This is a genomic window from Streptomyces sp. NPDC005402 (genome assembly GCF_040606575.1).
Lineage (GTDB): Bacteria > Actinomycetota > Actinomycetes > Streptomycetales > Streptomycetaceae > Streptomyces.
The window spans coordinates 182,397-202,133 of sequence record NZ_JBEXFB010000016.1 but is presented as its reverse complement, the minus strand read 5'-3'; the positions used below and the strand labels follow the sequence as shown (position 1 = coordinate 202,133).

Annotated in this window: 18 protein-coding genes; 11 read left to right on the top strand and 7 right to left on the bottom strand. The window is 72.2% G+C overall.

All coding sequences use genetic code 11. The features are described from left to right. Both aceB and ABZT02_RS29105 read right to left on the bottom strand, forming a co-directional pair. Window positions 1-1,635, bottom strand: a complete 1,635-nt coding sequence (gene aceB / locus ABZT02_RS29110) for a malate synthase A (RefSeq protein ID WP_356022486.1) — start codon at window positions 1,633-1,635, stop codon at window positions 1-3. A 184-nt stretch (window positions 1,636-1,819) separates the two neighbouring features. Then, window positions 1,820-2,419, bottom strand: a complete 600-nt coding sequence (locus tag ABZT02_RS29105) for a nucleotidyltransferase family protein (RefSeq protein ID WP_356022484.1) — start codon at window positions 2,417-2,419, stop codon at window positions 1,820-1,822. A 206-nt stretch (window positions 2,420-2,625) separates the two neighbouring features. On the opposite strand from ABZT02_RS29105, the gene ABZT02_RS29100 reads away from it, so the two are divergent. Next, complete coding sequence (locus tag ABZT02_RS29100; protein ID WP_356022480.1) at window positions 2,626-2,910, top strand: DUF5955 family protein; 285 nt, start codon at window positions 2,626-2,628, stop codon at window positions 2,908-2,910. Here the strand turns inward: ABZT02_RS29100 and ABZT02_RS29095 are convergent. After that, on the bottom strand, window positions 2,907-3,587 hold the full coding sequence (locus ABZT02_RS29095; RefSeq protein ID WP_356022478.1) for a DUF6304 family protein: 681 nt from the start codon (window positions 3,585-3,587) through the stop codon (window positions 2,907-2,909). The two genes, ABZT02_RS29100 and ABZT02_RS29095, sit on opposite strands and share 4 nt — an antisense overlap. Continuing rightward, the gene (locus ABZT02_RS29090) at window positions 3,584-4,378 is read right to left on the bottom strand and encodes an IclR family transcriptional regulator (RefSeq protein ID WP_356022476.1); all 795 of its coding nucleotides are present in this window, start codon (window positions 4,376-4,378) and stop codon (window positions 3,584-3,586) included. Before ABZT02_RS29090 ends, ABZT02_RS29095 begins: the two co-directional genes overlap by 4 nt. 281 nt (window positions 4,379-4,659) lie before the next feature. Here ABZT02_RS29090 and allB point away from each other — a divergent pair, with 281 nt between their 5' ends. Next, window positions 4,660-5,997 (top strand): allantoinase AllB, encoded by a 1,338-nt coding sequence (gene allB, locus ABZT02_RS29085; RefSeq protein WP_356022474.1) that lies wholly within the window; start codon window positions 4,660-4,662, stop codon window positions 5,995-5,997. A 31-nt stretch (window positions 5,998-6,028) separates the two neighbouring features. Continuing rightward, entirely contained in the window at window positions 6,029-7,150 is a 1,122-nt protein-coding gene (gene alc, locus ABZT02_RS29080) for an allantoicase (protein ID WP_356022472.1), read from the top strand. A gap of 74 nt (window positions 7,151-7,224) precedes the next feature. On the opposite strand, the gene ABZT02_RS29075 is transcribed toward alc, so the two are convergent. Next, entirely contained in the window at window positions 7,225-7,980 is a 756-nt protein-coding gene (locus tag ABZT02_RS29075) for an SDR family oxidoreductase (protein WP_356022470.1), read from the bottom strand. A 182-nt stretch (window positions 7,981-8,162) separates the two neighbouring features. On the opposite strand from ABZT02_RS29075, the gene ABZT02_RS29070 reads away from it, so the two are divergent. Further along, on the top strand, window positions 8,163-8,552 hold the full coding sequence (locus tag ABZT02_RS29070; protein ID WP_356022468.1) for a ribonuclease domain-containing protein: 390 nt from the start codon (window positions 8,163-8,165) through the stop codon (window positions 8,550-8,552). Window positions 8,553-8,604: 52 nt separating this feature from the next. On the opposite strand, the gene ABZT02_RS29065 is transcribed toward ABZT02_RS29070, so the two are convergent. Further along, on the bottom strand, window positions 8,605-8,805 hold the full coding sequence (locus tag ABZT02_RS29065; protein WP_356022466.1) for a hypothetical protein: 201 nt from the start codon (window positions 8,803-8,805) through the stop codon (window positions 8,605-8,607). A 169-nt stretch (window positions 8,806-8,974) separates the two neighbouring features. Between ABZT02_RS29065 and ABZT02_RS29060 the strand changes: the two genes are divergently transcribed. The 3 genes from ABZT02_RS29060 (at window position 8,975) to ABZT02_RS29050 (ending at window position 12,248) form a co-directional block, all read left to right on the top strand. Continuing rightward, entirely contained in the window at window positions 8,975-10,234 is a 1,260-nt protein-coding gene (locus ABZT02_RS29060; protein ID WP_356022464.1) for a histidine kinase, read from the top strand. Window positions 10,235-10,316: 82 nt separating this feature from the next. Next, a complete protein-coding gene (locus ABZT02_RS29055) occupies window positions 10,317-11,006 on the top strand; it encodes a response regulator transcription factor (protein WP_356022462.1) in 690 nt (229 codons plus the stop codon). Window positions 11,007-11,045: 39 nt separating this feature from the next. After that, entirely contained in the window at window positions 11,046-12,248 is a 1,203-nt protein-coding gene (locus tag ABZT02_RS29050; RefSeq protein WP_356022460.1) for a cytochrome P450, read from the top strand. A gap of 184 nt (window positions 12,249-12,432) precedes the next feature. On the opposite strand, the gene ABZT02_RS29045 is transcribed toward ABZT02_RS29050, so the two are convergent. Further along, window positions 12,433-13,455 (bottom strand): Gfo/Idh/MocA family oxidoreductase, encoded by a 1,023-nt coding sequence (locus tag ABZT02_RS29045; RefSeq protein ID WP_356022456.1) that lies wholly within the window; start codon window positions 13,453-13,455, stop codon window positions 12,433-12,435. 129 nt (window positions 13,456-13,584) lie between these two features. Here ABZT02_RS29045 and ABZT02_RS29040 point away from each other — a divergent pair, with 129 nt between their 5' ends. The 4 genes from ABZT02_RS29040 to ABZT02_RS29025 all read left to right on the top strand — a co-directional run bounded on the left by ABZT02_RS29040 (window position 13,585) and on the right by ABZT02_RS29025 (window position 19,148). Beyond that, window positions 13,585-14,322: a GntR family transcriptional regulator gene (locus ABZT02_RS29040; protein WP_356022454.1), complete on the top strand. Its 738-nt coding sequence runs from the start codon at window positions 13,585-13,587 to the stop codon at window positions 14,320-14,322. Window positions 14,323-14,439: 117 nt separating this feature from the next. Then, window positions 14,440-15,588, top strand: coding sequence for an ROK family glucokinase (locus tag ABZT02_RS29035; RefSeq protein WP_356022451.1), 1,149 nt, complete (start codon window positions 14,440-14,442; stop codon window positions 15,586-15,588). After that, window positions 15,585-16,169 carry a sugar kinase gene (locus tag ABZT02_RS29030; protein WP_356022448.1) on the top strand — a complete coding sequence of 195 codons (585 nt, stop codon included), beginning with the start codon at window positions 15,585-15,587 and terminating at the stop codon, window positions 16,167-16,169. Before ABZT02_RS29035 ends, ABZT02_RS29030 begins: the two co-directional genes overlap by 4 nt. 111 nt (window positions 16,170-16,280) lie before the next feature. Next, on the top strand, window positions 16,281-19,148 hold the full coding sequence (locus ABZT02_RS29025) for a DEAD/DEAH box helicase (RefSeq protein WP_356022446.1): 2,868 nt from the start codon (window positions 16,281-16,283) through the stop codon (window positions 19,146-19,148). The last annotated feature ends 589 nt before the right edge of the window (window positions 19,149-19,737 follow it).

Genomic DNA, 19,737 nt, shown 5'->3' with positions numbered 1-19,737 from the left:
TCAGCCGCGCAGCTGCTCGTACGCCGGCAGCGTGAGGAAGTCGGCGTAGTTCTCGTCCAGCGCGACTTCCAGCAGCAGGTCATGGGCCTGCTGCCAGTGACCGGCGGCGAACGCCTCCTCGCCGAGTTCGGCACGGATGGTCGCGAGCTCCTGGGCGGCGACCTCGCGGGCCAGCTCCGGGGTGGCCTTCACGGTGCTTCCCGCGTGCTCGAACTCGACGCCCGCGTTGATCCACTGCCAGATCTGCGAGCGGGAGATCTCGGCGGTGGCCGCGTCCTCCATGAGGTTGAAGATGGCCACCGCGCCGAGCCCGCGCAGCCAGGCCTCGATGTAACGGATGCCGACCTGGACGGCGTTGACCAGGCCGTCGTACGTCGGCCTGGCCTTCAGCGAGTCGATCGCGATGAGGTCGGCCGCCTCGACGTGGACGTCCTCGCGGAGCCGGTCCTTCTGGTGGGGCTTGTCGCCGAGGACCTTGTCGAAGGACTCCATGGCGATCGGCACCAGGTCGGGGTGGGCGACCCAGGAGCCGTCGAAACCGTCGCCGGCCTCGCGGTCCTTGTCGGCGCGCACCTTCTCGAAGGCCACCTTGTTGACCTCGGCGTCCCGGCGGGACGGGATGAAGGCCGCCATGCCGCCGATCGCGTGTGCGCCGCGCTTGTGGCAGGTGCGGACGAGGAGTTCGGTGTACGCGCGCATGAACGGGGCGGTCATCGTGACCGCGTTGCGGTCCGGCAGGACGAACTTGGCGCCGCCGTCACGGAAGTTCTTGACGATGGAGAACAGGTAGTCCCAGCGGCCCGCGTTCAACCCGGAGGCGTGGTCGCGGAGTTCGTAGAGAATCTCCTCCATCTCGTACGCCGCCGTGATCGTCTCGATCAGGACGGTCGCGCGGATGGTGCCCTGCGGGATGCCGACGTATTCCTGCGCGAAGACGAACACGTCGTTCCACAGGCGCGCTTCGAGGTGCGACTCGGTCTTCGGGAGATAGAAGTACGGGCCCTTGCCGAGGTCGAGCAACCGCTGGGCGTTGTGGAAGAAGTACAGGCCGAAGTCGACCAGGGCGCCCGGGACAGGGGTGCCGTTCGCGTCGACCAGGTGCCGTTCGCTCAGGTGCCAGCCGCGCGGGCGCATGACGACCGTGGCGAGGTCCTCGTCGGCCTTGAGCGCGTACGACTTGCCGGACCTCTCGTCCGTGAAGTCGATGTTCCGGGTGTACGCGTCGGCCAGGTTGACCTGCCCGAGGACGACGTTCTCCCACGTCGGCGCCGAGGCGTCCTCGAAGTCCGCGAGCCACACCTTCGCCCCGGAGTTCAGGGCGTTGATGGTCATCTTGCGGTCGGTGGGGCCGGTGATCTCGACCCGGCGGTCGTCCAGGGCCGCGGGAGAGGGGGCCACCTTCCAGGAGTCGTCCGCACGGATCGCGGCGGTCTCCGGGAGGAAGTCGAGCGTGGAGGTGCGGGCGATCTCGGCGCGGCGCTCGGCGCGGCGGGCGAGGAGCTCGTCACGCCGGGGCGTGAACCGGCGGTGCAGCTCGGCCACGAAGGCCAGGGCCGCCTCGGTGAGGACCTCCTCCTGCCGCGGCAGGGGCTCGGCGTCGACGATGGCCAGCGGGGACGGCGCTGGTGCGGACATGAGCGGTCACTTCCTTCAGCGGTGGCACCGGGTGCCAGTCGAACCGGGTACGCGAGCGACGCCCCTCACAAGGGCAGGGCGCTTCTGAGCAGTGGATACTAGTTTCCTCATCGTGGAAGTTCAATGGTTTGTTGATGTCGAGATTCTCCGGGTCGAGCAAGGGTGGCTCTGCGTGCCACCGCGTTCACTCAAGGTGCGCCAGATCCACCGGCGTGTCGATGTCGTAGGGCTCGGCCACGTCCCCGCACTCGACGAGCGTGAGGGCGCGCTGGTGCTCCTTCAGATAGGCGCGTGCCCCCCGGTCGCCGGTCGCAGTCGCCGAGATCCCCGTCCAGTGCGCGGCACCGAAGAGGACGGGATGGCCGCGCACGCCGTGGTACGCGGCCGAGACGAGCGAGGTCTCGCCCTCGTACGCGGCGAGCACGCGGCGCACGGCCCCCGCCCCGATGCCGGGCTGGTCGACGAGCGAGACCAGCGCGGCCCGCGCTCCCGTCCCGGCGAGCGAGTCGAGCCCGGCCCGCAGCGACGACCCCATGCCGTCGGCCCACTCCGGGTTCTCCACGAGCACGCAGCCACCGAGCTCGGCCCGCTCCCGTACGACCGCCGCGGCCGCCCCCAGGACCACGTGCACGCGGGTGCAGCCGGCCGCGCGCAGGACACCGACCGCGTGTTCGACGAGCGGGCGGCCCCGGTGTTCGAGCAGTGCCTTGGGCCGCCCGCCGAGCCGCCGCCCACCGCCGGCGGCCAGCAGCAGTGCGGCGACCTGCTGTTCGTTCTCCGTCATGCGTCCTGCATACCTGACGCGCCGGCGTGCGCCGGGGTTTCCACGGGCTGAATTTCGGTCCGTACGGTGGCGCGCGGCGCCTTGCGTGGCGTTTACTGACCCGCGTCCCTCGGGGCCTGACCGCCGCCGAAGGGGCTTCACGACGGTGGGGCGCACTGAGGAGTGCGAGGGGGAGAGCTGTGTTGCGGAGCTTGGGGCAGAGGCCGGTGACCGGCAGCGACAACGATCAGAGAGTGGCGGAACTGCGGACCGCGGTGTCCCGGCTGCGCCGCGAACTCGCCGCACACCCGGCCGAGTTCCCCGACCGGGGCATCGCCGAGGACGAACTCGCCGCGCTGGCCGCCATGACGATCGACGGCACGCCCGAAGTGCCGCGTCTGCGGCGGTCGTTACTGCTGATCGCCGGGGCGATCGGGTCGGTGAGCGCGCTGTCGCGGGGGCTGACCGACGTACGCAGGGCGGTGGAGCTGTTCGGGGAGCCGCGGCGCTAGGTCAAGAACCGGCCGCGGAACGGGAAGGGCCCCCGGTAGCCCCGGTCCGACGTCCGGTGCTCGAACCGCTCGCACAGCCAGGTCTCCTGGACGAACTCGGTGCGCCGGGACCAGATCGTGAGGATGCCGTGCGGTCCGTACTTGCCGTCGCACTGCCGGTAGACGTCCTTCGCGTCCCGGAAGCAGGCCAGCCCGGTCATCATGCCGTGGCCCACCGGGTGGTAGTCGGACCAGGCGCACGCGATGCACGCCTTGAGCCGCACGGAGCGGGGCAGGTCGCGGCCGATCTCGTGCAGCGCCTCCTCGAAGTCCGGGTGGGTGGCGCGGAACTCGTGCCCGTCCAGGCGCAGGGTGACGGTCAACTCCTCACCGTCCGTGGGGTGGCCGAGCCGCATCGCGCAGTGCACCGTCGCGACGCGCTCGCCCTGGCCCGCGACCTCGACCGGCATGGTCTGTCCCCACTCCAGGAGGCAGGCGAACAGGTCTCCCTCGACGAAGGTGAACCCCGGCTCGGGAAGCTCGCCGGGCAGCGCGCCGAGCGTGTCCATCGTCCCGCCTTCGAAGCGGACGCCCCTGATCGTCGTACGGATCAGCTCCCGGCCGTCCGACTCGAAGACGATCTCCTCCGTACCGTGGCGGTCGGTGTACCGACCCGGCCAGCGGTGCCGGACCGTCATGCCGGGTTCTGGCTGGCCAGTGCCTCCGACAGCTCCCCGGCCACCTGCTGGAGCACCGGCACGATCTTCTCGGTGGCCGCCTCGGTGACCCGGCCCGCCGGACCGGAGATCGAAATGGCGGCGGCGGTGGGGGAGTTGGGCACCGACACCGCGAGGCAGCGGACGCCGATCTCCTGCTCGTTGTCGTCGACCGCGTAGCCCTGGCCGCGCACGTCCTTCAGGGCCGCGAGGAACCCGTCCGGCGTGGTGATCGTCTTCTCCGTCGCGGCCGGCATGCCGGTCCGGGCCAGCAGGGCGCGCACCTCGTCGTCGGGCGTGTTGGCGAGCAGGGCCTTGCCGACGCCCGTGGAGTGCGGCAGGACGCGCCGGCCGACCTCGGTGAACATCCGCATCGAGTGCTTCGAGGGCACCTGGGCGACGTAGACGATCTCGTCCCCGTCGAGCAGCGCCATGTTGGCCGTCTCGCCGGTCTCCTCGACCAGACGGGCGAGGTAGGGGCGGGCCCAGGTGCCGAGCAGCCGGGCGGACGACTCGCCGAGGCGGATCAGACGCGGGCCGAGGGCGTACCGCCGGTTGGCCTGCTGGCGGACGTATCCGCAGGTCACGAGCGTCCGCATGAGGCGGTGGATGGTGGGCAGCGGCAGCCCGCTGCTCGCGGACAGTTCGCTCAGTCCGACTTCTCCGCCCGCGTCCGCCATCCGTTCCAGCAGATCGAAGGCGCGCTCGAGGGACTGGACCCCGCCACCGGCGGACTTGGCGGAGTCGGTGGTGCTGGCGCTGGACGTCGGCACGGCGCGTTCCTTTCGGGGCTGCCTTTCGGGTCTGGGCAGGAGGGCAGAAGCCTACCCGGCAGCCGGTTGACTCCCCGCTGGTGCGTAGCTACGTTCTGCTTGCTGGAATCGTAATTCCGCTTTATGGAAACGTCCAGAGTGTCGACGCGGGGTGCACTGTGAGGAGGTGAGCCCTTGACGGCGCTCAACCGGGAGTGAAGACTCCTTCAACAGAAAGTTGAATTCCGTTACGCGGAAGTTAACGGCGGTACGGAACTTCACGGCGGAAGAGAGGGGTCCGGGTGTCCGACACTGAACTGGTGCTGCGCTCGACGCGCGTCATCACGCCCGAGGGGACACGGCCCGCATCGGTCGCGGTCGTCGGCGGGCGGATCACGGCCGTACTGCCGTACGACGCTCCCGTGACCGGGAACGCCCAGCTGGAGGACCTCGGCGACCACGTCCTGCTGCCCGGCCTGGTCGACACCCATGTGCACGTCAACGACCCCGGCCGCACCGAGTGGGAGGGCTTCTGGACCGCCACGCGCGCGGCGGCGGCCGGCGGCATCACCACCCTCGTCGACATGCCGCTCAACTCCCTCCCGCCCACGACGACGGTCGACCACCTCCGTACGAAGCAGGAGGTCGCCGCCGACAAGGCCCACATCGACGTCGGATTCTGGGGCGGCGCCCTGCCCGACAACGTCAAGGACCTGCGCCCCCTGCACGAGTCGGGTGTCTTCGGCTTCAAGGCGTTCCTGTCACCGTCGGGTGTGGACGAGTTCCCGCATCTCGACCAGGACGGGCTCGCCCGGTCCCTGGCCGAGATCGCCTCCTTCGGCGGCCTGCTGATCGTGCACGCGGAGGACCCGCACCACCTGGAGGCGGCCCCGCAGCACAGCGGTCCCAGGTACGCCGACTTCCTCGCGTCCCGCCCGCGCGACGCCGAGGACACGGCGATCGCCCAACTCATCGCCCACGCGAAGCGGTTGGACGCGCGCGTGCATGTGCTGCATCTGTCGTCGAGCGACGCGCTCCCGCTGATCGCCCAGGCCAAGGCGGACGGTGTCCGCATCACCGTCGAGACCTGCCCGCACTACCTCACCCTCACCGCCGAGGAAGTCCCGGACGGCGCCAGCGAGTTCAAGTGCTGTCCGCCCATCCGCGAGTCCGCCAACCAGGACCTGCTGTGGCGGGCGCTGGCCGACGGCACCATCGACTGCGTGGTCACCGACCACTCCCCGTCCACGGCCGACCTCAAGACGGACGACTTCGCCACGGCGTGGGGCGGCATCTCCGGCCTCCAGCTGAGCCTGGCGGCGGTCTGGACGGAGGCCCGCAAGCGCGGTCACTCGCTGGAGGACGTGGTCCGCTGGATGTCCACGCGGACGTCCCAACTGGTGGGCCTGGACCGGAAGGGCGCCATCGAGGCCGGCCGCGACGCCGACTTCGCGGTCCTCGCGCCCGACGAGACCTTCACCGTGGACCCGGCGGCCCTCCAGCACCGCAACCGCGTCACGGCGTACGCGGGCAAGACCCTGTACGGCGTGGTGAAGTCGACCTGGCTGCGCGGCGAACGCATCGTGGCGGACGGCGAGTTCACGGCTCCCAAGGGCCGACTGCTCACCCGTACGTCCTGATCCACCCGCACCGGCAACTCCAGAAAGGCACATGGACGTGACGGCGATTCCCAGCTTCACCGGCGACGCGAACCCGTACGGCGGCGGTGACCCCTACGCGGACTACCGCACCGCCGACTTCCCCTTCACCCAGTACGCCAACCTCGCCGCACGGACCCTCGGTGCCTCGGTCGTCGCCGCCAACGACGAGTTCTTCGCCCAGCGCGAGAACCTGCTGATGCCCGAGCGGGCCGAGTTCGACCCCGAGCACTTCGGGCACAAGGGCAAGATCATGGACGGCTGGGAGACGCGGCGCCGCCGGGGTGCCTCGGCCGAGCACCCCTGGCCGACGGCCGAGGACCACGACTGGGCACTGGTGCGGCTGGGCGCGCCCGGGGTGATCCGGGGGATCGTGGTCGACACGGCGCACTTCCGCGGGAACTACCCGCAGGCGGTGTCGGTCGAAGCCACCGCCATGGCCGGCTCCCCCTCCCCGGAGGAACTGCTGGGCGACGACGTGAAGTGGACGACGCTCGTCCCGCGGACGCCGGTCGGCGGCCACGCGGCGAACGGCTTCTCCGTGTCGCTGGAACAGCGCTTCACACACCTGCGGGTCAACCAGCACCCCGACGGCGGCATCGCCCGCCTGCGTGTGTACGGCGAGGTCGTCCCGGACCCGGCATGGCTGGAGGTGCTCGGCACCTTCGACGTGGTCGCCCTGGAGAACGGCGGCCAGGCGGAGGACGCGTCGAACCTCTTCTACTCGCCGGCCTCGAACACCATCCAGCCGGGGCGCTCCCGCAAGATGGACGACGGCTGGGAGACCCGCCGCCGTCGTGACCAGGGCAACGACTGGATCCGCTACCGCCTCGTGGCCCAGTCCCGGATCCGGGCCATCGAGATCGACACGGCGTATCTGAAGGGGAACAGCGCCGGCTGGGCGTCGGTGTCGGTCCGCGACGGCGAGGACGGCGACTGGCGGGAAGTCCTCCCGCGCACCCGTCTCCAGCCCGACACGAACCACCGTTTCGTGCTGCCGACCCCGGCGGTGGGCACGCACGCGCGCGTGGACATCTTCCCGGACGGGGGGATCTCGCGCCTTCGGCTGTTCGGTTCGCTGACGGAGGGCGGCGCTGCGGCGCTGTCGGCGAGGCACCAGGAGCTGGGCGGCTGAGATCAATCAGCCCCTGCGGCCTTCGAGAAGCGGGCCCCTGCTCCTCGAACGCCGCAGGGGGCGATGCGCCTACCTCACGCCGCATGCCCCCCGTCCACCGAGAACTCCGCACCCGTGACGTACTCCGCGCCCGCCAGATACGCCACCATCGAGGCGACTTCCTCCGCCGTCCCGAACCGCCCCGCCGCGGTCATCGCGGCCTGCCCCGCCGCGAACGGCCCGTCCGCCGGATTCATGTCCGTGTCGACGGGGCCGGGATGCACGATGTTCGCCGTGATGCCCCGCGGCCCCAGCTCACGCGCGAGGGCCTTCGTCAGCCCGATCAGGGCCGACTTGCTCGTGGTGTACAGGCTTCCGCCGGGACCGGGCACCCGCTGGGTCATGCAGCTGCCGATCGTGATGATCCGGCCCCCGTCCCGCATCCGGGCGGCCGCCGCCTGAGAGGTCAGGAACACCCCGCGCACGTTGACCGCCAGCACCCGGTCGATCTCCGCGAGGGACAGCTCGCCCAACGGGCCGAGCACCCCCACGCCCGCGTTGTTCACCAGCACGTCCAGCCCACCGAGCGCCTCCGCCGTGCGCGGGACCGCCCCCGCCGCCTCCTGCGAGTCCGCGGAGTCCGCCCGCAGGGCTACGGCCCGCCGCCCCAGCGCCTCGACCCGCCGCACGACGTCCGAGGCCGCCTCCTTGCCGTCCACGTACGTCACGGCCACGTCCGCGCCCTCCCGCGCCAGCCGCACCGCCGTGGCCGCACCGATCCCCCGGCTGCCCCCGGTGACGAGCGCGACCTTGCCGTTCAGAGTTCCGTAAGTCGTTGTCATGCCACCCATCCCACCGGCCTGGCCCCCGAACCGCTGGCGGCGAACGGACACACACCTCGGCCCGGCCGCAGCCCGGTGTTCGTGAAGGGCCCGGGCGGCAGGTTAACTCCCTGAAAACTCATCGGACTTGCCGGGAAAATCTCCGAAGTTGTCATTGACATGCCACTGTCTACGCGCGTCATCATGAGGGCATGAGATTCCCCCCACGGATCACTCGCATCGGCGCCGCGGCCGCCGTCCTGTCCGCCCTCCTCGTCGGCGGCACCGTCACCACCGCACCCCCGGCGGCGGCCGCGGTCGGCAGCATCTGCTACACCAAGCTGCCGTCCCAGGCGCACGACACCCTGGACCTGATCGAGCAGGGTGGCCCCTACCCCTACTCGCAGGACGGGGTCGTCTTCCAGAACCGGGAAGGCGTCCTGCCCAGCCGGTCGACCGGCTACTACCACGAGTACACGGTGATCACGCCGGGCTCCTCCACGCGCGGCGCGCGCCGGATCGTCACCGGTGAGAAGAGCCAGGAGGACTACTACACGGCGGACCACTACGCCACGTTCAACCTGGTCAACTACGGCTGCTGACAGGGCCGTGGCGGCCGGGAGAACGGTGCCCGGCCGGAGGTCCCCTCCGCGTTCAGCCGGACGTCCGGTTCTCCGCGGCGGCGAACAGCGCGAACCCCAGCACGATCAAGGCGATGCTGGCGTAGACCTCGTAGCCGTGGAGGAAACCGATCCGCTGCACGAGGCCGATCCGCCAGTCGGTGAACTCGTGCAGCAGGCCCATCCCGCCCTGCACCAGGGCGAGGAAACCGAGCAGTTCCAGCAGTTGCTTCATGGGTAGACCCTCGCCCCGCGGCCCCCCCACGAACATCGGCCGCGGGGCGAGACCCGTTCCGCCGAAGCATCGGGCCTGCGGGGCCGTTCGCGCCGAAAGTCTGCGGTGCCGCGACTTTGGTCGCCGATCCCGGTCGCAGGGAGGTGGGCCCGGGCCGCACTGCGTAGATTTGTCGACCGTGAGCAGTGACGAGACGGTTCCCGAGCCTCCGGCCTTTCCCGGCCGGCGCTGGCTGCTGCCGTCCGCCGTGATCCACGAGTTCGACCCGGCCGGCGTGCGGCCCGGACGGCGTCCCCGGCGCACCGCGCGCGACTGGCTCGTCGACTTCTCCTGCTTCCTCCTGGCCGTCTTCATCGGCCTGGTCGCGGCGGACGCGGTGGGCGACAACCCGCACGTGTCGCAGGCCGCGGCCGATGTCGACCAGCTGCTCGGCGCGCTCGCCTGCGCGGCCGTGTGGTTGCGCCGCCGCTGGCCGCTCGGTCTCGCCCTGGCCACCATCCCGCTCGGCGTGCTCTCGGACACCGCCGGCGGCGCCTGCATGATCGCCGTCTTCACCCTCGCCGTGCACCGCCCCCTCAGGTACGTCGCCTGGGTGGCCGGCATCAACATCGCCGTCGTCCCCCTCACCTTCCGGCTGCGGCCGGACGCCGATCTGCCGTACGTCGTCTCGGTCATCCTCACCGTGGTGCTGGTCGCCGCGGTCGTCGGCTGGGGTCTGCTCGTGCGGGCCAGACGGCAGCTCATGTTCAGCCTGCGCGACCGCGCCCGGCGCGCCGAGACCGAGGCGCGGCTGCGGGCCGAGCAGGCGCAGCGGCTCGCCCGCGAGGCCATCGCACGCGAGATGCACGACGTCCTCGCGCACCGGCTGACCCTGCTCAGCGTCCACGCGGGCGCCCTGGAGTTCCGGCCGGACGCGCCCCAGGAGGAGGTCGCGCGAGCGGCCGGCGTCATCCGGGAGAGCGCGCACGAGGCGCTCCAGGATCTGCGGGAGATCATCGGTGTGCTCCGGGCCGCGGACCACGACGACACCGGCCGCCCCCAGCCGACCCTCGCCGCGCTCGACACCCTGGTCGCCGAGTCCCGTGAGGCCGACATGAAGGTCATCCTCGACAGCCGGGTCGCCGAGGCCGCCGCCGTGCCCGCCTCCGTGGGCCGCACCGCCTACCGCATCGTCCAGGAGGGCCTCACCAACGCCCGCAAGCACGCCCCCGGCACGGAGGTCACGGTCACCGTCACCGGCGGCCCGGGCGAGGGCCTTGTCGTGACCGTCCGGAACCCCCCGCCCGAAGGTGAGGTGCCGCACGTCCCCGGCTCGGGCCAGGGCCTGATCGGCCTCACCGAGCGCGCCACGCTCGCCGGTGGCCGGCTGGAGCACGGGGTGGAGGAGGACGGCGCGTTCGGGGTACGGGCGTGGCTGCCGTGGGGATGACGGTCCTTGGCGCCGCCCGTCGTGCAACTCGCCCGCCCGCAAGGGTGATTGCGCCCTGCCGTCGCGTGATTACGTAGGGCCCATGACTGTGATCAGACTCCTCCTCGTCGATGACGACCCCCTGGTGCGGGCCGGTCTGTCCCTGATGATGGGCGGGGCCGAGGACATCGAGATCGTGGGGGAGGCGGCGGACGGCACCGAGGTCGAGGCCGCCGTCGACCGGACCCGCCCGGACGTCGTCCTCATGGACATCAGGATGCCCTCGGTGGACGGCCTCACGGCCACGGAGCGGCTACGCGGCCGCCCCGACGCCCCGCAGGTCGTCGTCCTGACCACCTTCCACGCCGACGAACAGGTTCTGCGTGCCCTGCGCGCGGGTGCCGCCGGATTCGTCCTCAAGGACACCCCGCCCGCCGAGATCCTCGCCGCCGTCCGCCGGGTCGCGGCCGGCGACCCGGTCCTGTCGCCCACCGTCACCCGCCAGTTGATGGACCACGCGGCCGGCACCGCCGCCGACACCCGACGGGCACGCGCGCGTGAGCGCGTCACCGCCCTCAACGACCGCGAACGCGAAGTCGCCGTCGCGGTCGGCCAAGGCCTGTCCAACGCCGAGATCGCCACCGCCCTCTACATGAGCGTCGCCACCGTCAAGACCCATGTGTCCCGCGTCCTGGCCAAGCTCGCCCTCAACAACCGGGTGCAGATCGCGTTGTTGGCGTACGACGCGGGACTGCTGGAGCAGTCCGAGGAACCCGAGCCGGACGGGCACTAGGCACGGCTGCCGGGCGTTGACGGTGTGAAGGGGGAGCTCATGACCGAAGCAGTGATCGACCTGGGGGAGTACGGCGACGCGTTCCGTGTCGATCCGCACCCCGTGTACGCGGAGTTGCGCGGCCTCGGCCCCGTGCACCGGGTGCGGCCGCCCGGCTCCGACGCCGACTACGAGACCTGGCTCGTCGTCGGGCACGAGGAGGCGCGCGCGGCACTCGCCGATCCGAGACTGTCCAAGGACGGCCGCCGAATCGGCATGATCTTCGACGACGAGGCGCTGATCGGCCGCCATCTGCTGAACAGCGACCCGCCCGAGCACACAAGGCTGCGCGGCCTGGTCTCCCGCGCCTTCACCCTGCGCCGGGTCGAGCGACTGCGGCCCAGGATCCAGGAGATCACCGACGACCTCCTCGACGCGATGCTGCCGCACGGCCGCGCGGACCTGGTGCAGTCCCTCGCCTACCCGTTGCCGATCACCGTGATCTGCGAGCTCCTCGGCGTACCCGAGATGGACCGCACCGAGTTCCGGAAGCTGTCCACGGAGGTCGTGGCACCCACCAGCCCGGAGAGTGCGTACGACGCCGTCCTGCGCCTGGGCGAGTACCTGACGGAGCTCGTCGAGGACAAGCGGGGCGCCGGCCCGAGCGACGACCTGCTCGGCGACCTCATCCGCACCACCGCCGAGGACGGCGACCGGCTCTCCGCGTCCGAGCTGCGCGGCATGGCCTTCCTGCTGCTGATCGCGGGCCACGAGACCACGGTCAACCTCATCACCAACGGCGTGCACGCCCTGCTCACCCACCCTGACCAACTCGCCGCCCTGCGCGCCGACATGAGTCTCATCGACGGCGCGGTCGAGGAGACGCTGCGCTACGAGGGCCCGGTGGAGAACGCGACGTTCCGGTACGCCGCCGAGCCCCTGGAGATAGCGGGACGGGCCATAGCCGAGGGCGACCCGGTGATGATCTGCCTGAGCGCGGCCGACCGCGACGACTCCCGCTACCCGGCCCCGGACCGCTTCGACATCCGCCGCGCCCCCCGCGGCCACCTCGCGTTCGGCCACGGCATCCACTACTGCCTCGGCGCCCCGCTGGCCCGCCTGGAGGCCCGCACGGCGATCGGGACCTTGCTGGACCGCGCCCCCGCCCTCACGCTCGACGGGCCCACGGGGGAGTGGCTCCCGGGGATGCTGATCAGAGGCGTGCGGAGCCTGCCGGTGCGGTGGCAGGGCTCGTCGGGCTGAGCTCGGTGGGGGTGACCGGGGTGTGATCGGGTGGACGTGACGGGACGTGCGCGATGGGCGTGACGGAGGGCGATCGCGTGGGATTGCCGGATCCGGTCAGCAGGGCGTGACGGACCGCGGTCGCTACGGGGCCGACTGCGGTCGGTACGGTGCGCCGGGCTGCGGCTCGGCCGGCGCGACATGCTCAGAACGCGGTCGAGCTCGTGCCGCCCGGGAGTTCGGCCAGCCGCACGGCTCTGCGCTCGCGTCGCGAGATCTCGCACGCCTCGGCGACCCTTAGCGCCTGCAATGCCTCGCGCCCGTCGCAGGGGTTCGCCCTCTCGCCCCGGACCACCTCGATGAACGCGGCCAGTTCGGCCTCGTAGGCCGGACCGAACCGCTCCAGGAACCCCGTCCACGGCTTGTCCGCCGCGGGCGGCCCGGTGGGTTCCGTGGACGCGATCGGCGTGCGGTCGTCCAGGCCCACCACGACCTGGTCCAGCTCCCCGGCGAGCTCCATGCGCACGTCGTACCCGGCCCCGTTCAACCGCGTGGCCGTGGCCGTCGCGAGGGTTCCGTCGTCGAGGGTGAGCACGGCCGCCGCGGTGTCGACGTCCCCCGCCGCCCGGAACATCGGGGGACCGGCGTCGGACCCGGCCGCGTACACGTCGACGATCTCGTGCCCGGTCACCCAGCGCAGGATGTCGAAGTCATGGATCAGGGTGTCCCGGTACAGGCCCCCGGACAGCGGCAGCCACTCCGCGGGCGGCGGCGCCTGGTCGGAGGTGAGCGCCCGCACGGTGTGCAGCCGTCCGAGCCGCCCCGAGCGCACCGCCTCCCGGGCGCCGGTGTAGCCCGCGTCGAAGCGGCGCTGGAAGCCCATCTGGAGAATCGTCCCGGCGGTCTCCACCTCGGCGATGGCCTGCTGCGTGCCGGGCAGGTCGAGCGCGATGGGTTTCTCGCAGAACACCGGCAGCCCCGAGCGCGCCGCCCGGCCGATCAGCTCGGCGTGGGCCGAGGTCGCCGTAGTGATCACCACGGCGTCCACGCCCCATTTGAAGATCTCGTCGACGCCCGGGGCAGCGGTCTCCCCCAGGCGGTGCGCGAGCTCCTGGGCCCGTGCGCCGTCCGCGTCCGTGAGGATTAAGGACCCGACCTCCCGATGGCGGCTGAGCGTGTTCGCATGAATGGTGCCGATGCGGCCCGTCCCTATGACCCCGATGCGCATGTGAACAAAGTGTGGTCGGGAACCCCCTGCTGTCAATCTGTATGTCCGGACAATCTGACTACACGACTTCCCGTCAACAACGCACGGAGCTACGCTCGGGCCGTGCCGAAACCAGGAGTGGACCCGACCGTGACGCTCGAGCTCAGTGTGGACCGCAGCAGCCCGGTGCCGTTGTACTTCCAGCTCTCCCAGCAGCTGGAGGCCGCGATCGAGCACGGAACGCTCACCCCTGGCAGCCTGCTGGGCAACGAGATCGAGCTCGCGGCCCGGCTCGGCCTGTCCCGGCCCACCGTCCGCCAGGCCATTCAGTCGCTCGTCGACAAGGGCCTGCTCGTGCGCCGCCGCGGAGTCGGCACCCAGGTCGTGCACAGCCAGGTCAAACGGCCGCTGGAGCTCAGCAGCCTCTACGACGACCTGGAGGCGGCCGGCCAGCGCCCCGCCACGAAGGTCCTCGTCAACACCGTCGTCGCCGCCACCGCAGAGATCGCCGCCGCGCTCGGCGTCGCCGAGGGCAGTGACGTGCACCAGGTGGAACGCCTGCGCCTGGCCCACGGCGAGCCGATGGCGCACCTCTGCAACTACCTGCCCCCGGCCCTCCTCGACCTGGACACCGCCCAGCTGGAGGCCACCGGCCTGTACCGCATGATGCGCGCCGCGGGCATCACCCTGCACAGCGCCCGCCAGTCCATCGGCGCCAGAGCGGCCACGGCGGCGGAGGCGGAGCGCCTGACCGAGGAGGCGGGCGCGCCCCTCCTCACCATGCAACGCGTCACCTTCGACGACACGGGCAGAGCGGTCGAATACGGCACCCACACCTATCGCCCCACTCGCTACTCATTCGAATTCCAGCTCCTGGTCCGGCCTTAGGGGGCGCGGGGAACTGCGCGATCAGCCACGTACGAGCCGCACCCGGCATGACTCGCGCACCCTCCCTTTGCTCCCCCGTTCGGCACCCAGCGTGAGCGTGCGGCACAATCGGGGCCGATGAGCACCTACGGCAACTTCAGCGCCCCCATAGGCTCCCGCCGCGCCCCCGCCCTGCGGACCGTCGGCACGCGGGAACGCCGCTCACACCTGACCGCACCCCGCGTGCCGACGGTGGGCATCGACATCGGCGGGACCAAGGTCATGGCGGGTGTCGTCGACGCCGACGGCAACATCCTGGAAAAGGTCCGCACGGAGACCCCGGACAAGTCCAAGAGTCCCAAGGTCGTCGAGGACACCATCGTCGAACTGGTCCTGGACCTGTCCGACCGCCACGACGTCCACGCGGTCGGCATCGGTGCGGCGGGCTGGGTCGACGCCGACCGCAACCGCGTGCTGTTCGCCCCCCACCTGTCCTGGCGCAACGAACCGCTGCGCGACCGCATCGCAGGCCGCCTCGCGGTCCCCGTCCTGGTGGACAACGACGCCAACACCGCCGCCTGGGCCGAGTGGCGCTTCGGAGCGGGCCGCGGCGAGGACCACCTCGTCATGATCACGCTCGGCACCGGCATCGGCGGCGCGATCCTGGAGGACGGCCAGGTCAAGCGCGGCAAGTACGGTGTCGCCGGCGAGTTCGGCCACATGCAGGTCGTCCCCGGCGGCCACCGCTGCCCGTGCGGCAACCGCGGCTGCTGGGAGCAGTACAGCTCCGGCAACGCGCTGGTCAGGGAGGCCCGGGAGCTGGCCGCCGCCGACTCTCCGGTGGCGTACGGGATCATCGAGCACGTCAAGGGCAACATCGGCGACATCACCGGCCCGATGATCACCGAGCTGGCCCGCGACGGCGACGCGATGTGCATCGAGCTGCTCCAGGACATCGGCCAGTGGCTCGGCGTCGGCATCGCCAACCTCGCCGCCGCCCTGGACCCGTCCTGCTTCGTCATCGGCGGCGGCGTCAGCGCGGCCGACGACCTGCTGATCGGCCCCGCGCGGGACGCCTTCAAGCGCCAGCTCACCGGCCGCGGCTACCGCCCCGAGGCCCGCATCGCCCGCGCCCAGCTCGGCCCCGAGGCCGGCATGGTCGGCGCCGCCGACCTCGCCCGCCTGGTCGCCCGCCGCTTCCGCCGTGCCAACCGGCGCCGGGTGGAGCGGCACGAGCGCTACGAACGGTACGTGGAGGCCCGTCGTACGTCCCAGGACACCGCATGACGGCATCCCTGCCGCGCCAGGCCTCGGCGCCGCCCGGGGAGCCGGAGCGTCCCACCGAGGACCGCCGCCACATGATCCGCCGCAGGGCGATCACGCTGCTCATCATCGGCCTGCTCATCGGCGTCCCGGCCGGCTATCTGGTGATCTCCGCCAACCAGAGCCGTGACAGCGGCAAGGACAAGGAGGCTAAGTACTCGGCGACGGGCCTCACACCCGGCTGGCCGTCCAAGGTCCAGCGCCGCCTCTACCAGGTGCCCGTCCCGCACCCCGCGGACCTGGTCGCCTCCTACGAGACCAACAACTGGAAGACCAGCCGGCTCTACGTACAGTTCCGGACGACCGACGCGGGCCTGGCCGCCTTCCTCACCGGCATGGGTGTCAGCCGCGCCCAGCTGGAGAAGAACGAGACTTCCATCAGCGAGCGGGACCAGAAGGTCAGCGGCTGGAACTTCGACACCCCGCGCTCCTGGTGGGGCCTGACCCACGCGCAGAAGGACCCGGCACCCACCCAGGACGTCATGGTCAACCTGACCGTCCCGAACGCCCCGAAGGTGTACGTCGTCTCGCGCACGGTCCCCTGACCCGCCCGGCCCGGCGAGCCGCTCCGGCCGGGCGCCGGAGCCGATTGTCAGACCCCGCCCGTAGAGTCGAAGACGAGTGATCCGACAGGCGGGCGGGAGGTGACAGGACGTATGAGCGACAGGACCGTGGTGGCCGAGCGCAGGGGCGCGGAGCAGGGGGCGGCCGTCCCCGTCCGGCTCGCGGCCGTCTTCCTGCCCGCACCCCTTCCCCGGGAGGGCCGGCTCGCCTTCTGGGACCCGGAGGGCGCCCCCTTGCCCACCGTGGACACCGAGGCCGGGGCAGCGCTGCCCGATCTCACCGAGCTCACCGTCGTACGACCGCACGGAACCGGAGTCCGACGCCGGACCGCTCCCGCCCTCTCGCTCCCGATCGGTGAGGCACTGCCGCTGCTGGTCCGGGCCCGGCGCGATCCCGCCGCCCACCCCGCCACCGCCTGCTGGGGCGCGGCCGCCCTGCACGCGCTGCGGCTCACCGCCCGCGGCCGCCTGCTGCCCGGCCTCACCGCCGCAGGCCACGACGCCTGGCGGGCCGGCCCCCTGGACCCGGACGACATCGCCCACCTCCGCGCGGTCGCGGCCGCCCTGCCCCACGAGGGTCACGCGGTCCCGCTGCCCGGCCCCGGCCCGCTCCGGCTGCCGGAACCGGAAGCCCTGATGCGCTCCTTCCTGGACGCGGTCGCCGACACCCTGCCCCGTACCCCCGCAGCCCCCCACGCCTGCGGCAAGCCCTTCGCGGCCCGCGCACCGCAGCGGCTGCCGCACGCCCAGGACTGGGCCGCCGAAGTAGCCGCCGGCATGGACGCGGGCGTGCGGATCTCACTCCGCCTGGACCTGTCGGCCCACAACCTGTTCAACGCCGACGCCGACGGTGTGCGCAGCGCGGGGGCCGCGATCGTCCAGGTGCACAGCCTCGCCGACCCGACGCTGGTGACTGACGCGGCGACCCTGTGGGCGGGGGACGCCGACGCCGTCTTCGGGCCACGGGCACGCGTGGACGCGGCCCTCGCAGTGCGGCGCGCCGCCCGGGTCTGGCAGCCCCTGGACCGGCTCTCCGAGCAGGACGTGCCCGACGTACTGGCCCTGTCCGACGAGGAGTTGGGCGACCTGCTCGGCGTGGCCGCGACCCGGCTCGCGGCGGCCGGGGTGGCGGTGCACTGGCCGCGGGATCTGGCGCAGGACCTCACCGCGGCGGCGGTGGTCCGCCCCGCGCCGGGCTCGGCGACCGACGGCACCGGGTTCTTCGAGGGCGAGGAACTCCTGCAGTTCCGCTGGCAGTTGGCGCTGGGCGGCGACCCGCTCAGCGAGGCCGAGATGGACGCGCTGGCCGAGGCCCACCGCCCGGTCGTACGCCTCAGGGACCAGTGGGTACTGGTCGACCCCGCCCTCGTGCGCAAGGCCCGCAAACGCGAACTGGGCCTGCTAGACCCGGTCGACGCGCTCTCCGTGGCCCTGACGGGCAGCGCGGAGGTCGACGGCGAGACGGTGGAGGCGGTGCCGGTCGGCGCGCTCGCCGCCCTCCGTGACCGGCTGACGGCCGGAGTGCACCCCGCCGAACCGCCCGCGGGCCTGCACGCCACCCTCCGCGACTACCAACTCCGTGGCCTGGCCTGGCTGGACCTCATGACCTCCCTGGGCCTCGGCGGCTGCCTCGCCGACGACATGGGGCTCGGCAAGACGATCACCGTCATCGCCCTGCACCTGCGCCGGGCGCGCCGCGAACCGACCCTCGTCGTCTGCCCCGCCTCGCTGCTGGGCAACTGGCAGCGGGAGATCACCAGGTTCGCGCCCGGTGTCCCCGTCCGCCGCTTCCACGGCACGGAACGCAGCCTGGACGACCTCGACGGCGGCTTCGTCCTCACCACGTACGGCACCATGCGGGCGGCGGCGGCGAGGCTCGCCGAACAGCGCTGGGGCATGGTCGTCGCGGACGAGGCCCAGCACGTGAAGAACCCCTACTCGGCGACCGCGAAGGCCCTGCGCACGATCCCGTCGCCCGCGCGCGTGGCCCTGACCGGCACCCCGGTCGAGAACAACCTCTCCGAGCTGTGGGCCCTGCTCGACTGGACGACCCCCGGACTCCTCGGCCCGTTGAAGTCCTTCCGCGCCCGGCACGCGCGCGCGGTGGAGAACGGCGAGGACGAGGAGGCGGTGACCAGGCTGGCGAGGCTGGTGCGGCCCTTTCTCCTGCGCCGCAAGAAGTCCGACCCGGGCATCGTCCCCGAGCTGCCGCCCAAGACGGAGACGGACCATCCGGTCCCGCTCACCCGCGAGCAGGCCTCGTTGTACGAGGCGGTGGTGCGCGAGTCGCTGCTGGCGATCGAGACGGCGCAGGGCATCGCGCGCAGGGGCCTGGTGCTGAAGCTGCTGGGCGCGCTGAAGCAGATCTGCGACCACCCCGCGCTGTACCTGAAGGAGGAGGTCCCGGCGACGGCAGGTGAGCGCCTGGTCGCCCGCTCCGGCAAACTGGCCCTGCTGGACGAGCTGTTGGACACCTTGCTGGCCGAGGACGGCTCGGCCCTCGTCTTCACCCAGTACGTGGGGATGGCCCGTCTGATCACCGCCCACCTCGCCGCCCGCGCGGTCCCGGTAAACCTGCTGCATGGCGGGACGCCGGTGCCGGAGCGCGAGCGCATGGTGGACCGCTTCCAGAGCGGCGCGATCCCGGTGCTCGTCCTGTCGTTGAAGGCGGCGGGCACCGGCCTCAACCTCACCCGCGCGGGCCATGTCGTTCACTTCGACCGCTGGTGGAACCCGGCCGTCGAGGAACAGGCCACCGACCGCGCCTACCGCATCGGCCAGACCCAGCCCGTCCAGGTCCACCGCCTCATCACCGAGGGCACCGTGGAGGACCGCATCGCCGAGATGCTCGAATCCAAGCGCGCCCTCGCCGACGCGATCCTCGGCTCCGGCGAGTCCGCCCTCACGGAACTCACCGACCGCGAACTGACCGACCTGGTCTCCCTCCGGAGGCCGTCATGACCCCGGGCCCCGCCGACGAGGCCCGCCGAGCCCTACGGGCGGCCCGGGAGCGGCCGGGCCGGGAGACGCGGGGGGACGCGGACGGGGAGACGGCCACGGGGACGCGCAGCGGGGAAGCGCACGAGGGCGATGCTTCGGCGTCGGGTGCGGGGAGCTGCGCGGGCGAGGAGGGCGGTGGCCCGCGGGTGCGAGGAGCCGGGGGTTATGTGGCGTCCGCTGCCGGGAGCTTCGCGGCCGGGGAGGGCGGTGACGCGGCGGGGCAGGGGATGGGTCGTGACGCGGCGCGGGGTTCGGAGAGTCGAGCGGACCGGGGGAGTGGGGGCTCTGCGGCGTCGGGTGCGGGGAGCCGTGCGGGCGAGGGGGGCGGTGGTCCGGCGGTGCGGGAGGCCGGTGACCCTTCGGTGTCGGGTGCGGGGACCTTCGCTGGAGAAGAGGGCGGTGGCCCGGTGGTGCGGGAGGCCGGGAGTTCTGCGGCGTCCGCTGCCGGGAGCTTCGCGGGCGAGGGGATCCGTAGCGCGGCGCAGGCGTCCGGCCATGATGCGGCGTGGGATGCCGAGAGCCGAGCGGACCGGGGGAGTGGGGGCTCTGC

Bases quoted from the DNA above. Each gene is read 5' to 3' on its own strand.
- aceB (WP_356022486.1), bottom strand. From the start codon at position 1,635: ATGTCCGCACCAGCGCCGTCCCCGCTGGCCATCGTCGACGCCGAGCCC.
- ABZT02_RS29105 (WP_356022484.1), bottom strand. From the start codon at position 2,419: ATGACGGAGAACGAACAGCAGGTCGCCGCACTGCTGCTGGCCGCCGGC.
- ABZT02_RS29095 (WP_356022478.1), bottom strand. From the start codon at position 3,587: ATGACGGTCCGGCACCGCTGGCCGGGTCGGTACACCGACCGCCACGGT.
- alc (WP_356022472.1), top strand. From the start codon at position 6,029: ATGGACGTGACGGCGATTCCCAGCTTCACCGGCGACGCGAACCCGTAC.
- ABZT02_RS29075 (WP_356022470.1), bottom strand. From the start codon at position 7,980: ATGGGTGGCATGACAACGACTTACGGAACTCTGAACGGCAAGGTCGCG.
- ABZT02_RS29070 (WP_356022468.1), top strand. From the start codon at position 8,163: ATGAGATTCCCCCCACGGATCACTCGCATCGGCGCCGCGGCCGCCGTC.
- ABZT02_RS29065 (WP_356022466.1), bottom strand. From the start codon at position 8,805: ATGAAGCAACTGCTGGAACTGCTCGGTTTCCTCGCCCTGGTGCAGGGC.
- ABZT02_RS29055 (WP_356022462.1), top strand. From the start codon at position 10,317: ATGACTGTGATCAGACTCCTCCTCGTCGATGACGACCCCCTGGTGCGG.
- ABZT02_RS29050 (WP_356022460.1), top strand. From the start codon at position 11,046: ATGACCGAAGCAGTGATCGACCTGGGGGAGTACGGCGACGCGTTCCGT.
- ABZT02_RS29045 (WP_356022456.1), bottom strand. From the start codon at position 13,455: ATGCGCATCGGGGTCATAGGGACGGGCCGCATCGGCACCATTCATGCG.
- ABZT02_RS29035 (WP_356022451.1), top strand. From the start codon at position 14,440: ATGAGCACCTACGGCAACTTCAGCGCCCCCATAGGCTCCCGCCGCGCC.
- ABZT02_RS29030 (WP_356022448.1), top strand. From the start codon at position 15,585: ATGACGGCATCCCTGCCGCGCCAGGCCTCGGCGCCGCCCGGGGAGCCG.
- ABZT02_RS29025 (WP_356022446.1), top strand. From the start codon at position 16,281: ATGAGCGACAGGACCGTGGTGGCCGAGCGCAGGGGCGCGGAGCAGGGG.